This is a genomic window from Brevundimonas aurifodinae, from assembly GCF_040195595.1.
In the GTDB taxonomy this organism is placed as follows: domain Bacteria; phylum Pseudomonadota; class Alphaproteobacteria; order Caulobacterales; family Caulobacteraceae; genus Brevundimonas; species Brevundimonas aurifodinae.
The window spans coordinates 84,609-96,883 of the sequence record NZ_JBEGDD010000004.1 but is presented as its reverse complement, the minus strand read 5'-3'; the positions used below and the strand labels follow the sequence as shown (position 1 = coordinate 96,883).

Genomic DNA, 12,275 nt, shown 5'->3' with positions numbered 1-12,275 from the left:
GTTTCCCTTGGCCTACCGCGGGTCGCGCTGCTTGAGGCCGGGTTGGGCGCTTCAATGGAACCGGCGGGCGCGACGATCAACCCCGGGGGCGATCACAAGGCGAAAGACCGTGTAACGGCTCCGCTGGCCATGGGCACCGTCAGCCGCGCTTCCAGCCCGCCGCCCGGACGGTTCGACAGGACCACATCGCCGCCCGCCGCACGCGCCGCCTGACGGGCCACGGCCAGTCCGAGCCCTGCGCCGCCGGTCTGGCGACTGCGCGAGCGTTCGCCTCGGTAGAAGGGCTCGAAGGCGGTCTCGAGCTCGGAAGGCGGCAGGCCGGGGCCGTTATCGGAAACGCGGATCACGGCGGTGTCCCCTTCGCGTTTCGCGGCAACGCGCGCCGAACCGGCGAACGTCACCGCATTGTCGATCAGATTGGCCAGGGCCCGGCGCAGGGCCGCCGGATCGCCCAGGACCGACAGGGGGTCCGCGCCCTCGAACGTCACATCCGCGCCCGTCTCGGCGAAGCCCGCCGCGCAGTCGGCGGCCAGGACGGCGAGGTCCAGCGGCTCGCGCCGCTCGACCTGCTGCTCGCCCCGGACGAAGGCCATGGCCTGGGCGATCAGGGCGTCCATTTCCTCGACATCGGCGGCCATGCGATCGCGCAGGGCGTCCGGCGCCTGTTCGGCGCGAAAGCGCAGGCGGGTCAGCGGTGTCCTGAGATCGTGGGCGATGGCGGCGATGGTCTGGGTGCGCTGGCGCATGTGCTGGCGGATCGCGTCCTGCATGTCGTTGAAGGCGGCGATGGCCGTGCGCACCTCGGACGGGCCGGAGGGGCGCAGGGGCTCGGCGTCGGGATCGGCCCCCAGACGCTCGGCCGCCTCGGCGAAGACGCGGATCGGACGGGTCAGGCGGCGGGCCATCAGCCAGACGACGGGGGCCAGTAGCAGGGCGGTGATGCCGAGCGCCATCAGCAGGCGGGCCTGCCACGGATCGATCCAGCCGCGCGGCGGCTCGACCGTGGCCCAGCGTCCGTCCGGTAGGCGGGCGGAAGCAGAAAACGGCGCGAAGGTCAGCCGGTCGGCCGTGACGGTGAAGCGCGTCTGGCGGTCGCCCGTGGTGATGACCTGGACCGAATCCCCCGGCCCGGTCGGCGGGGAATGGCGGGCGAGGGCCTCGTTCAGACCGGCGACCAGAGCCTCTCGCGGCACGGAGCCGTCTTCCGCGCGCTGGGTGAAGACGAAGCTCTCGGTCCGTTCAACGGTCGGGTCCTGAGGGGATCGCGGGCGTACGATCAGGGGCGCGGGGCCGCGTCGTGTCATCATCAGTTCACGGGACGGAGCGTCGGGGGCGAGGCGTACCCTGACCGCCTCTGGCGGCAGGTTCAGGCGCTGGGCCAGCCCCATGGCCATGACCCGCTCGACCGGCCCGGTCGTCGGCGCGTCGGTCGGCGGGTCGATGGACAGGGTGCGTCGCAGGGCGCGGCCATCGGCGGTTTCGGCCGGGCGTCCGGCCAGGGCCTCGGCGGCGGCGGCGACGCTGAAGCCCGTGGGGCGCGGCGGCGGGGCGGTCAGGACGACCACGAAGGCCACCACCTGCGACGCGATCACGGCGAAGGCTGCCAGCAGGGCCACCTGGACCAGGACGGACATCGAGCCGGGCGCGCGCATCAGCGGACCACCGTCTTCTTCACGCGGGCGTCGAAGCGATAGCCTTCGCCCCGGATCGTCACGATCAGGTCCTTGCCCGATCCGTCGTCGAGCTTCTTTCTCAGCCGGCTGATCTGGACATCCATCGCGCGGTCGAAGACGTCGGCCTCGGCACCGCGCGCGGCCTCCAGAAGCTGGTCGCGCGTCAGAACCCGGCCGGGTCGTTCGACGAAGGCGCGCAGCAGGCCGAACTCGCCCGCCGACAGAATGACCACCTCGCCGTCCGGCCGCAGCAGCTCGCGCCGCACCAGATCCAGCCGCCATCCATCGAACGACAGGGTCGCGCCCGCCGCGGTCTCGTCCTCGCGAGGGCGACGCAGGATGGCGCGGACCCGGGCCAGCAGTTCCCTGGGATTGCAGGGCTTGGCCAGATAGTCGTCGGCCCCGAGTTCCAGCCCGATGATCCGGTCGGTGTCCTCGCCCATGGCCGACAGCATGACGACCGGAGGCGTGCCCGACAGGCGGCGCACGACCGACAGGCCGTCTTCGCCCGGCATCATCAGGTCCAGCACGATCAGGTCGACCGGGTGGCCCGCCAGAGCGGTGTCCATCTCGATCGCCGAGGCCGCGCCCGTCGTCAGATAGCCGTGCTGACCCAGGTAGTCGCACAGCACCTCGCGGATGCCGGGGTCGTCGTCGACGACCAGGATGCGGGCGAGAGTCTCACTCATCGTTGCCTTATGCCCCGGACAAGCCGGCGGCGTCATTTCAGAGCTGAAACAATCGGGCTGTGGTCTGAAACACGGGTGAAAGGTCCTTATGGTGGAACAACCGCTCGGATTTCCACGAGGAGGCTTCATGTCCACGATCGCGCTCGCCACCCTGGCCGCCCTGCTGACCGCGCCACTCCCTCAGGACGGGACGGCGCTCAGGGACGGCCTTGCCGATGCTCTCGGCGAGCGCCGCAGCGAGGTTCGGGTCGTGACCCTCGGTGGCCCCGATGGGCCCGCCCGGATGGACGCCGACGAGGACGGCTTCGTCAGCCGTGAGGAGTTCACCGCTCCGCTGAGCGCCGCCTTCGATCGGCTCGATACCAACGACGACGGACGGCTATCGCCCGATGAGCGCGACGCGGGCCATGCGGAAGACGGCCCAGGGGGCCCGATGACCTTCACCATTCGTGGCCCTGGTGGACCGGGCCAGCACCGACGGCACGGTGTTCCCGGCGATCTGATGGTGTTCCACGGTGGGCCGGAAAGGGGCGGCGACCGTGAGGTCGTGGTGATCCGACGCGGACCGGGCGGCGACGGTGGCGAGGAGATGTCCTGGCACGGCCCGGGCGAGCGTCGGGTCGAGATCCGCCGCTTTGGTGGTCCCGATGGGCCCGGCGACATGGACCGGGACGGCGACGGCCGGGTGTCCGAGGAGGAGTTCCTGGCGCCGCTGCGCGAGGCGTTCCAGCGCATGGACGCGGACAGCGACGGGGCCCTGGAAGAGGGCGAGCGGCCGTCCACTGCCCCGGTATCCGCCGAGTGAAGCCGCCGTGCGACACGCGGGCCTCGGTTTCATGACTTGAGAGGCCGCCCCGCGTCGTTCTAGGCTGTCGGCGATGATTTTCTCCGTCCGCCGATCGATCCTTCGACGTCTCGCGCCCGGACTGGTGGCGATCGCGGTCGCTTTCGGCACAACACCCGTTCTTGTTCCGGCGTCTGTCCAGGCGCGAGGAACGTCGGAGGCGGTGGCGACGCCGGATCGCGAACGGGCGCGGATGAACGCCCGGGTGTTCGACGCCGTCTGGGACACCGTGCGGCGGCGATATTACGACCCGGATCTTCACGGCGTGAACTGGCGCGAGGCGCGCGACATCTATCGTCCGCAGGCCCTGGCGGCGATCGACGACCGGATGCTGTATCGCGCCATTAGCCAGATGCTGGACCTGCTGGACGACGACCATGCTGGGGCGGTGTCCCCCGCCCAGGCCCGGCGGCAGGATGCGGCGCGCAGCCGTCGGGCGGTTATGGGCGTCACCCTGGGACGCGAAAACGTCGATACCTGGCGGATCGAGGATGTTCGTCCCGGCTCGCCGGCCGAGGAGGTCGGGATCGAGATCGGCTGGGTGCTGGAGAGCGTCGATGGCCAGGCTTGGGGCGTCGACTTCGATGTCGAGGACGGCAAGCCCACTCTGCTGCTCTTCCGCGACCCGGCCGGCGAGCGCCGCGAGATCACTTTGGTCCCCCGCGTCATGGACCCCATTCCGGCCTTCAGCGCCGACGTCTCGCGGCCCGGTGCGGTCGTCTTGCGGGTCGAGAGCTTCGAGGCCGGGCTGGGCCGCTGGCTGGGTGATCGCCTGGCGGAGATCCCCGCCGAAACGGATGTGATCCTTGATCTGCGCGGCAATCCCGGCGGGTTGCTGTTGGAAGCGGACGCGGCCTTGTCATGCTTCCTTCCGGCGAGCCAGCCCTGGGCGACGCGGATCGCGCGCGGCGGTCGCCCGGTCACCCTGACGATCATGCCGGGCTGTGGCGGACTGGAAGGGCCTATTCCCCACGACGTGGCCCTGCTGGTCGACGGGTCCAGCCGCAGCGCCGCCGAACTGACGCCCGCCGCGCTCCAGGAGGCCGGGCGCGCTCTGGTCGTGGGCGAGCATACCGCGGGATCGGTGCTGATCTCTCAGGACACAGCGCTGCCCGATGGGGGGCGACTGACGCTCAGCCGCGCGGACTACATCACTTCGGGCGGGGTCCGGCTGGAGAAGCGGGGCGTCCAGCCCGACATCATCGTCACCCGTACCGTCGAGGATCGCCGCTCCGGCCGAGATCCGATGTTGGACGCCGCGATCGAAGCCCTGGCCCGCCAGGAGCTGGAACGGGTCTCGGCGTCGGCGACGCCGACGTCTACCTTGGCGGAGGGCCTCTAGGCCGAGACGGGACGGACGCGCCCTGCGGCATCGCGCGCGCGCTCGCGGGCTTGGTTGACGGTGTCGCCGAGGGCCAGGGCCACGCCCATGCGACGACGCTCGAAGGACTCGGGCTTGCCGAACAGGCGCAGGTCGGCGGTCGGAACCAGGAGCGCCTCTGCCACGCCCTCGTAGCCGATGCCCACCGCATCCATGCCGCCATAGATCACCGCGCTGGCTCCCACGTCGCGCTGGCTCACGTCGATCGGCAGGCCCAGGATGGCGCGGGCATGTAGCGCGAACTCGCTCATCGTCTGGGTGGTCAGGGTGACGAGGCCGGTATCGTGGGGCCGGGGCGAGACCTCTGAGAACCAGACCTGGTCGCCTTTCACGAACAGCTCCACCCCGAAGACGCCGAGGCCGCCCAAGGCGTCCGTGACCTTGCGCCCGATATCCTGAGCCGAGGCCAGGGCGGCGGGGCTCATGGCCTGGGGCTGCCAGCTCTCGACATAGTCGCCCTTCACCTGGCGGTGGCCGATGGGGGCGCAGAAATCCGTGACGACCTGACCGTCGCACAGGGATCGGACGGTCAGCAGGGTGATCTCGAAATCGAAGTCGATGCGGCCCTCGACGATGACCCGCGCCGTCTCGACCCGGCCGGCGGACTGGGCGTAGGCCCAGGCGTTCCCGGCGTCCTCGAGCGCGTCGATCATCGACTGCCCCTTGCCCGAGGACGACATCACCGGCTTGATGAACACCGGCAGGCCGATCCGGTGCGCTGCTTCCATCAGTTCGGCGGCGGACCCCGCAAAGGCATAGGGGCTCGTCGTCAGGCCCAGGTCCTCGGCCGCCAGGCGACGGATGCCCTCGCGGTTCATCGTCAACTGCGTCGCCCGCGCCGTAGGGATGACGGTCGTGCCGGCGGCCTCGACTTCGGCCAGCACTTCGGTGGCTATGGCCTCGATTTCAGGCACAATCAGATGCGGGCGTTCATCAGCGATGACGGCGCGGAGCGCGGCGGCGTCGGTCATCGTCACGACATGGCTGCGGTGCGCGACCTGCATGGCCGGGGCGTCGGCGTAGCGGTCTACGACGATGGTCTCGACGCCGAGCCGCTGGAGCTCGATGACGACTTCCTTGCCCAGCTCCCCGCCGCCCAGAAGCATGACACGGATAGCGGTTGGCGACAGGGGCGTGCCGAGCCTCATGCCGAGGGCCCCTGCTCAGCGGCGTCTTCCTTGGGTGCCCAGTTGCCTGCCGTCTTGGCGGCTTCAATCGCGGCGATCAGGCCCGCATCGGCGCTGAAGCTTTGCAACTCGACGGGTGTCAGCGTCGCGCGCTCGGCGCAGGCCTGGGCCACATGGGGCAGCTCCGGCTGGACGCTGACGCCGCCGTTCTCGGCGTCGGCCCAGATGTTGAACCCCTGTTCGGCCATCGCTTCCGCATCGAAGAAGGAGCGGCACTGCTCGACCCATTCCGCGTCGGGATTGGCCAGCATTCTGCGGCTGAACCAAGCACCCAGAGCGGCCGAACGCACAAGGGGCACATAGTCGGCCGGCATGTCCTCGAACATGCCCAGGACCAGGTTCAGGCCCGGCAGGGCGGCGGGCCAGTCTATCCTCTGCCCCTTGGCCAGGTCATAGGTCACGGCGGTCTGCGAGGTTGAGGGGTAGGCCCCGCCGCAATAGACATCCAGATGCTCGCGCAGCGTGACGAAGCCTGGGCCGGTCATCGGCTGGGTGATCGAGCGGCTCCACCCGCCGCCGGGGCCCTCGCCAGCCATCTCGACGCAGTCGGCCGCGCTCTGGACGGCCGCGGCGTCCAGGCGGTCCAACTCGGCATTGATCCGCGCGATTTCCGGCGTGTCCCCCGCGAGGCGAGGCAGGGCCTCGACGTCGGTGCCGAGACCCGGCCGTGCCTCGAGGATCACGGCGCGAGTGGACACGGCACTGGCCGGTTCGGCGGCTCCAGTCCCACCATCCGCCTGGGAACAGGCACCGAGCAGAAGTGCGGCCGCCGCACCCGCGAAAAGCCTAGGTGAATTGGTCATCTCGATCTCCCGATGAGGTCTGGACCATGCCTCTTGGAACGAGAGGGCGCCAGAGACGAGACGTGACGACGGCCCTCGGATCAGGGTTGCGTCGGCGCGGGGAAGACCCGGCGGAAGGCATCCAGCGCCGCGCCGTGATAGATGGTCGCGTGGCTCTCGGTCGGGCGCGGGTCGTAGGCCCAGGTCAGGTCCGCCGGCGCGGAGGACCGAAGCGCGTCGACCAAGGCGTCCATGGCCGTCTGCATCTCTCCGCCCTCGTCGGCGATGCTCAGAAACAGGGTGCGTGGGCCCGGCGGATGCGCCGCCAGCAGAGCCGACGCCTCGCCGGCCAGCGCCCCGTCATCCCACCACAGGCTGGGGCTGATCGCCACATAGGTGTCGAACAGGGCAGGGGTCTTGAGCGCGGTCTCGACCACGAACAGGCCCGCCAGCGATTCACCCATCAGCACGGTGGTGTCGTCGGTCGGAAAGGTCGCCTCCACGAAGGGGATGACCTCGTCGGCCAGGAAGCGGCGGAAGCGGGCCGAGTCTCCCTGCGTCGGATAGGTGGCGACGATCTCCGGATTGGATGAGCGCAGAGCCAGCTCGTTCCGGCGATCCACCGAGGCGACACCCACCACGATCACGTCGCGCGTCGATCCGTTGACTGTGCCCAGCTGGCCCAGGCCGCTGATGTGGTGGAAGTCCTGGGCCTGACCGCCGTCCAGCACATAGAGCACCGGATAGCGGCGGCCGTCCTCGCTGTGGCCGGGCGGTAGCCACACGTTGATCTCGCGCGGTTGGCCCATGACCTCAGACGGCAGGACGTAGGACTGGCCGATGACAATAGGCGTCGGCGTTGGTGTCTGAGCCAAGGCCGGGACGGCCCCAAACAGGGCGGCGACGGACAGCAGAAGGGCCGCGAACCGCATCCTCAGAGCCGCGCCTTGACCGCCGCGACCACGGCCTCGGCGGTGATGCCGAACTCGCGATAGAGGACGTCCGCGGGGGCCGAGGCGCCGAAGCCGGTCATGCCGACAAAGGCCCCGTCCTCGCCGATGAAGCGCTCCCAGCCCTGCTGGATCGCGGCCTCGACGGCGACGCGAACCGTGCCGCGACCCAGAACCGAGGCCTGATAGGCAGCGTCTTGTGTCTCGAACAGCTCGAAGCAGGGGACCGAGACGACGCGGGTGGGCGTGCCCTCGGCCTCCAGCGCCTCGGCGGCCTTGAGCGCGATCGGCACTTCGGTGCCGGTGGCGAACAGGCTGGCCTTGGCCTCGCCAGACGCGGCCTTCAGCTCATAGGCACCGCGCGCGGACAGGTTCTCATCCGAGGCGGTGGTACGGACCGCCGCCGTCTTCTGGCGCGACAGGGCGAGCGCCGAGGGCGTGGTCTTGGCTTCCAGCGCCAGCTGCCAGCACTCGAAGGCCTCGACCGTGTCGGCGGGGCGGAAGACCATCAGGTTCGGGATGGCGCGGAGCGCCGCCAGATGCTCGACCGGCTGGTGCGTCGGGCCGTCTTCGCCCAGGCCGATGGAGTCATGCGTCAGGACGTGGATGACACGGATGCCCATCAGGGCCGCCAGACGGATCGACGGGCGGCTGTAGTCCGAGAACACCATGAAGGTGCCGCCGTAGGGGATGACCCCGCCGTGCAGCGCCATGCCGTTCATGGCCGCCGCCATGCCGTGCTCGCGGATGCCCCAGTTGACGTAGCGTCCTTCGTAGGTCGGGGCGTCGAAGATCGGCGTGCCCTTGACCAGGGTGTTGTTCGATCCCGTCAGATCGGCCGAGCCGCCGATCATCTCGGGCACGGCACCGAACACAGCCTCCAGCGCCGCGCCAGAGGCCTGGCGGGTTGCCTGAGCGGGCTTGTCGACCAGCAGCTGTGCGATGCCCGCGTTCAGGCCGTCGAAGGCACGCTCGGGCAGGTCGCCGGCCATGGCGCGGGTGAAATCGGTTGCCTGGGACGAGGCCGCCAGCCGCGCCTCCCAGGCTTTGCGGTCCTTGCCGCCGCGCTTGCCGACCTTCTTCCACGCCTTCTCGACGGCCTCGGGCAGTTCAAACGGCTCGTGGGTCCAGGACAGGCCCAGGCGGGTGGCTGCGATCTCGGCGGCGCCCAAGGCTGCGCCGTGGGTCTTGTGGCTGCCTTCCATGGTTGCTGCGCCGCGACCGATCCTGGTCTTGCAGGCGATCAGGGTCGGCCTGTCCTGACGGGTCGCCCACTGCAGCGCGGATTTGACGGCCTTCACATCGTGGCCATCGACAGCCTTGACCGCCCAGCCGGCGGCCTTGAAGCGGGCCTTCTGATCCGTGGCGTCCGACAGGCTGACCGCCCCGTCGATGGTGATGGCATTGTCATCCCACAGCACCGTGAGCTTGTTCAGCCGATAGCGACCGGCCAGAGCGATGGCCTCCTGGCTGACGCCCTCCATCAGGCAGCCGTCGCCGGCGATGACCCAGGTGCGGTGATCGACCAGATCCTCGCCGAACCGCGCCGCCAGATGCCGCTCGGCCATCGCGAACCCCACGGCATTGGCCAGGCCCTGGCCCAAGGGCCCGGTGGTCGTCTCCACCCCCGGCATGTGGCCGTACTCGGGGTGGCCTGCGGTCTTGGAGCCCCACTGGCGGAAGCTGGACAGCTGCTCCTTCGTCGCGGCCTTGTAGCCGGTCAGGTGCAGCAGGGCGTAGACCAGCATCGAGCCGTGGCCCGCCGACAGGATGAAGCGGTCGCGGTCGGCCCAGTCGGGGCGGGACGCGTCGAACTTCAGGAACCGGGAGAACAGCACCGTCGCCACGTCCGCCATGCCCATCGGCATGCCGGGGTGACCGCTGTTGGCCTTCTCCACGCCGTCCATCGACAGGACCCGGATGGCGTCGGCCATCTGCTTGAGGGAGGCTTTGTCGGGAGCGGTCTTGGCGTCGGCCACGGGCGAAACTTTCGTCGGGAGGCGGAAAAAGGGGGGCGGCGCCGCTTTACCGCGCGGCCGTGGCGGGTTCTATACGAAATCTGGAGGAAGCGACCGATGGCCGACGCCACAACCGCCGCCCGCGACCGGCTCGACCGGGCGCTCAGCACGCTCGAACGCAAGATCCACGAGCTGAAGCTGGCGCCTGTGGTGGCGGACGACGACCTGTTCGCCCTGCCCCCGCCGCCGTCCGCGCGAATCGAGGACGAGCGCCGCATCGCCGAGCTGGAAGCCGCCGGTCGCGACGCCTCCGAGGCCCTGGCCCGCGCCGCCGAGGCGGTGCGCGAGGTCCTGTCCGAAGCCGAAGCCGACGAGGCCGCGTGATGGCCACCGTCACGGTCGAGATCAACGGTCGCCCCTATGCGGTGGGTTGCGCCGACGGTCAGGAGGAACGCGTTCGCATCCTGGCCAAGCAGTTCGACGCCAATGTGCGCCAGGTCGCGGCCGACGTGGGTCATGTCGGTGATTTGCGGCTGTTCCTGATGGGGGCTCTCGTCCTTGCTGACGAACTGCACGAGGCGCGTCTGGCCGCCGGCGTGACGCCACCGGGGCAGGCCGCTCCGCCGTCGGATGCCGGGGTGGCCGAGGCGCTGAACGCCGTCGCGGCCCGGATCGAGAAGATCGCGCAAGGTCTGTAGCTCGCCATTGCCGCCGGGTCCGGCGACGCCTATCTTGTCCGACGGCGGGTCCTGCTGTGGCTCACGTCGAAGGCAACATATCCTCGCGGCCTTAATTCACTCGAAGGGATCTGCCCCTGTCCGGCCTCGTGGGGTCGGGTATGCGGAGCCCACCTGGCTACCCAGGCTCGAGAGGATTTAAACCGTCCTTCACGGCTCTCATGGCGCCGCCACCCTTTCCTCCTGGTGCGCTACCGCTCGCCGCGCGGCGGCTCGCTGCTTGAGCGCGGTGGCTGCATGGTTTTCCCGAACAAGGCTGCCCTGCGTGCGGAAGCTCGCGCGTTGCGCCGGCGTCTTGCCGAGATCGAGCCCGAGGCCGGCGAGCGCGCTTCCCTCCATGCCGATGATCTCCCCCACGGGGATGTCGTCGCCGTTTATCGCGCCATGGGCTCCGAGCTCGATCCCGAACCGCTCGCCCGGGCCCTGGCCGCGTCGGGGGCCGTCCTGTGCCTGCCGGTGGTGCTGCAGCGGGACGCGCCGATGATCTTCCGTCTCTGGTCGCCGGACGATCCGCTGGAGATGGACGCGGCGGGCTGTCCCGCGCCCCTGCCGCTGGCCGAGGACATCGATCCGGATCTGATCATCACGCCGCTGCTGGCGTTCGACGACTTCGGCGCGCGGCTGGGGCAGGGGGGCGGCTATTATGACCGGACCTTCGCCGCCCGGCCGCGGGCGACCCGCATCGGCTTCGCCTTCTCCGACCAGAGGGTCGATCGCCTGACGACAGAGCCCCATGACATTCCGCTGCATGGCGTTCTGACCGAGGTCGGCTATACCCCCGCCCGAAAGGCGGACCCCGCATGAGACTGGCATTCTTCGGCGACGTGATCGGCAAGTCCGGCCGCGACGGCTTGACCGACCACCTGCCGGGTCTGAAGCGCGACCTGAAGCTGGATTTCGTCGTGGTCAATGCCGAGAACGCCGCCGGCGGCTTCGGCATCACCGAGAACACGGCCAAGGAACTGTTCATGGCCGGGGCCGACTGTCTGACGCTGGGCAACCACTCCTGGGACCAGCGCGAGGCCCTGACCTATATCGTGCGTGAACCGCGACTGATCCGCCCCGCGAACTATCCGCGCCTGATGGATGCGCCGGGTGCCGGAGCGAACCTGTTCGAGACGCCTTCCGGCAAGACCGTGCTGGTCATGAACGTCCTGGGCCGCATTCATATGGACCCGAACGACGATCCCTTCAGCGCGGTGGACCGCGAGCTGAACGCCGCGCCGCTGGGTGTGGTGGCCGACGCCGTGATCGTCGACATGCACGCCGAGGCGACCTCGGAGAAGATGGCCATGGGTCATTTCTGCGACGCCCGCGCGTCGCTGGTGATCGGCACCCACACCCACGTTCCGACCGCCGACGCCCAGATCCTGCCCGGTGGCACCGCCTATCAGACCGACGCGGGCGGCTGCTGCGACTATGACAGCGTGATCGGCAACGAAAAGGAGGAGCCGCTGAGGCGGTTCACGACGCGGATCAGCGGCGGGCGCTATTCTCCCGCATCGGGCCCGGCGACCGTGTGCGGCGTTTACGTCGAGACCGACGACAAGACGGGGCTGGCGACGCGCATCGAGCCGATCCGGGTGGGTGGGCGGCTGAGTCAGAGTATTCCGGTCGCGGCCTAAAGGTCGTCTGGGGTCAGCCCCGTATGTTTGGCATATGCGTGCCAGCATCCGAGGTCCGACTTCATCGGCGTCGTGAAAGGCGAACACGACATCGTCCCAACCCGCGCGCTCAAGCACGCGGTGCGATCCTGCTCGCCGCTTCTCAGTCCAGCCGATGCGTTCGAGGGCTGCGAGCAGTCTTCGGGCCTTGACCGAAGGCCAGACGCTCACGCGGCGAAGAGCCGATCGACCTCCGGAGCGCGTTCGCCGTTGTCGAGGCGATCGGCAAGCACTCGCAAGACCAGGGCTTCGACCTTCGCGACGGCTTCTTCCCGGCTCTGGCCATAGGCCATGACGCCGGGCAGGGTCGGTGCCTCGGCGATCCAGCGACCATCATCCTCGCGTTCGACTTCCAACTGCATGCCGGACTCCTTCGGCGCGGAGGATACATCGATACGCGGCTTGCGCCT

The 12,275-nt window shown here is 69.6% G+C and carries 14 protein-coding genes and 1 pseudogene; 6 read left to right on the top strand and 9 right to left on the bottom strand.

Annotated elements, in window-relative coordinates; translation table 11 throughout:
* Window positions 1-92 precede the first annotated feature (92 nt).
* Together ABN401_RS06150 and ABN401_RS06145 are read right to left on the bottom strand one after the other, a co-directional pair.
* Window positions 93-1,652 carry an ATP-binding protein gene (locus ABN401_RS06150; RefSeq protein WP_349683952.1) on the bottom strand — a complete coding sequence of 520 codons (1,560 nt, stop codon included), beginning with the start codon at window positions 1,650-1,652 and terminating at the stop codon, window positions 93-95.
* A complete protein-coding gene (locus ABN401_RS06145; RefSeq protein ID WP_349683951.1) occupies window positions 1,652-2,362 on the bottom strand; it encodes a response regulator in 711 nt (236 codons plus the stop codon). Before ABN401_RS06145 ends, ABN401_RS06150 begins: the two co-directional genes overlap by 1 nt.
* A 127-nt stretch (window positions 2,363-2,489) precedes the next feature.
* On the opposite strand from ABN401_RS06145, the gene ABN401_RS06140 reads away from it, so the two are divergent.
* Both ABN401_RS06140 and ABN401_RS06135 read left to right on the top strand, forming a co-directional pair.
* A complete protein-coding gene (locus tag ABN401_RS06140; protein WP_349683950.1) occupies window positions 2,490-3,167 on the top strand; it encodes an EF-hand domain-containing protein in 678 nt (225 codons plus the stop codon).
* A 202-nt stretch (window positions 3,168-3,369) separates the two neighbouring features.
* Window positions 3,370-4,548, top strand: a complete 1,179-nt coding sequence (locus ABN401_RS06135; RefSeq protein ID WP_349683949.1) for a S41 family peptidase — start codon at window positions 3,370-3,372, stop codon at window positions 4,546-4,548.
* On the opposite strand, the gene purT is transcribed toward ABN401_RS06135, so the two are convergent.
* The 4 genes from purT to tkt all read right to left on the bottom strand — a co-directional run bounded on the left by purT (window position 4,545) and on the right by tkt (window position 9,485).
* Complete coding sequence (gene purT / locus ABN401_RS06130; protein WP_349683948.1) at window positions 4,545-5,735, bottom strand: formate-dependent phosphoribosylglycinamide formyltransferase; 1,191 nt, start codon at window positions 5,733-5,735, stop codon at window positions 4,545-4,547. The genes ABN401_RS06135 and purT overlap by 4 nt on opposite strands.
* Window positions 5,732-6,472, bottom strand: a complete 741-nt coding sequence (locus ABN401_RS06125) for a hypothetical protein (protein WP_349683947.1) — start codon at window positions 6,470-6,472, stop codon at window positions 5,732-5,734. The genes purT and ABN401_RS06125 overlap by 4 nt, the downstream gene beginning before the upstream one ends.
* Window positions 6,473-6,657: 185 nt before the next feature.
* Window positions 6,658-7,488, bottom strand: coding sequence for an alpha/beta hydrolase (locus ABN401_RS06120; RefSeq protein ID WP_349683946.1), 831 nt, complete (start codon window positions 7,486-7,488; stop codon window positions 6,658-6,660).
* Between the two features lie 2 nt (window positions 7,489-7,490).
* Entirely contained in the window at window positions 7,491-9,485 is a 1,995-nt protein-coding gene (gene tkt / locus ABN401_RS06115; protein WP_349683945.1) for a transketolase, read from the bottom strand.
* A gap of 96 nt (window positions 9,486-9,581) precedes the next feature.
* Between tkt and ABN401_RS06110 the strand changes: the two genes are divergently transcribed.
* Both ABN401_RS06110 and ABN401_RS06105 read left to right on the top strand, forming a co-directional pair.
* Window positions 9,582-9,848: a hypothetical protein gene (locus tag ABN401_RS06110; RefSeq protein ID WP_349683944.1), complete on the top strand. Its 267-nt coding sequence runs from the start codon at window positions 9,582-9,584 to the stop codon at window positions 9,846-9,848.
* Window positions 9,848-10,162 (top strand): cell division protein ZapA, encoded by a 315-nt coding sequence (locus tag ABN401_RS06105; RefSeq protein ID WP_349683943.1) that lies wholly within the window; start codon window positions 9,848-9,850, stop codon window positions 10,160-10,162. The genes ABN401_RS06110 and ABN401_RS06105 overlap by 1 nt, the downstream gene beginning before the upstream one ends.
* A gap of 198 nt (window positions 10,163-10,360) precedes the next feature.
* Here the strand turns inward: ABN401_RS06105 and ABN401_RS06100 are convergent, their stop codons facing one another.
* Complete coding sequence (locus ABN401_RS06100) at window positions 10,361-10,558, bottom strand: hypothetical protein (RefSeq protein WP_349684115.1); 198 nt, start codon at window positions 10,556-10,558, stop codon at window positions 10,361-10,363.
* Between ABN401_RS06100 and ABN401_RS06095 the strand changes: the two genes are divergently transcribed.
* Window positions 10,484-11,005 (top strand): 5-formyltetrahydrofolate cyclo-ligase, encoded by a 522-nt coding sequence (locus ABN401_RS06095; protein WP_349683942.1) that lies wholly within the window; start codon window positions 10,484-10,486, stop codon window positions 11,003-11,005. The two genes, ABN401_RS06100 and ABN401_RS06095, sit on opposite strands and share 75 nt — an antisense overlap.
* Window positions 11,002-11,826 (top strand): TIGR00282 family metallophosphoesterase, encoded by an 825-nt coding sequence (locus tag ABN401_RS06090; protein ID WP_349683941.1) that lies wholly within the window; start codon window positions 11,002-11,004, stop codon window positions 11,824-11,826. Before ABN401_RS06095 ends, ABN401_RS06090 begins: the two co-directional genes overlap by 4 nt.
* Before the next feature lie 36 nt (window positions 11,827-11,862).
* On the opposite strand, the pseudogene ABN401_RS16345 reads toward ABN401_RS06090, so the two are convergent.
* Window positions 11,863-12,036, bottom strand: a pseudogene (locus tag ABN401_RS16345) (type II toxin-antitoxin system HicA family toxin); the annotation flags it as partial.
* On the bottom strand, window positions 12,033-12,227 hold the full coding sequence (locus tag ABN401_RS06085) for a type II toxin-antitoxin system HicB family antitoxin (protein WP_349683940.1): 195 nt from the start codon (window positions 12,225-12,227) through the stop codon (window positions 12,033-12,035). The gene ABN401_RS06085 and the pseudogene ABN401_RS16345, both read right to left, overlap by 4 nt.
* Between the last annotated feature and the right edge of the window lie 48 nt (window positions 12,228-12,275).

Bases quoted from the DNA above. Each gene is read 5' to 3' on its own strand.
- ABN401_RS06150 (WP_349683952.1), bottom strand. From the start codon at position 1,652: ATGCGCGCGCCCGGCTCGATGTCCGTCCTGGTCCAGGTGGCCCTGCTG.
- ABN401_RS06145 (WP_349683951.1), bottom strand. From the start codon at position 2,362: ATGAGTGAGACTCTCGCCCGCATCCTGGTCGTCGACGACGACCCCGGC.
- ABN401_RS06140 (WP_349683950.1), top strand. From the start codon at position 2,490: ATGTCCACGATCGCGCTCGCCACCCTGGCCGCCCTGCTGACCGCGCCA.
- purT (WP_349683948.1), bottom strand. From the start codon at position 5,735: ATGAGGCTCGGCACGCCCCTGTCGCCAACCGCTATCCGTGTCATGCTT.
- ABN401_RS06120 (WP_349683946.1), bottom strand. From the start codon at position 7,488: ATGCGGTTCGCGGCCCTTCTGCTGTCCGTCGCCGCCCTGTTTGGGGCC.
- ABN401_RS06110 (WP_349683944.1), top strand. From the start codon at position 9,582: ATGGCCGACGCCACAACCGCCGCCCGCGACCGGCTCGACCGGGCGCTC.
- ABN401_RS06105 (WP_349683943.1), top strand. From the start codon at position 9,848: ATGGCCACCGTCACGGTCGAGATCAACGGTCGCCCCTATGCGGTGGGT.
- ABN401_RS06090 (WP_349683941.1), top strand. From the start codon at position 11,002: ATGAGACTGGCATTCTTCGGCGACGTGATCGGCAAGTCCGGCCGCGAC.
- ABN401_RS06085 (WP_349683940.1), bottom strand. From the start codon at position 12,227: ATGCAGTTGGAAGTCGAACGCGAGGATGATGGTCGCTGGATCGCCGAG.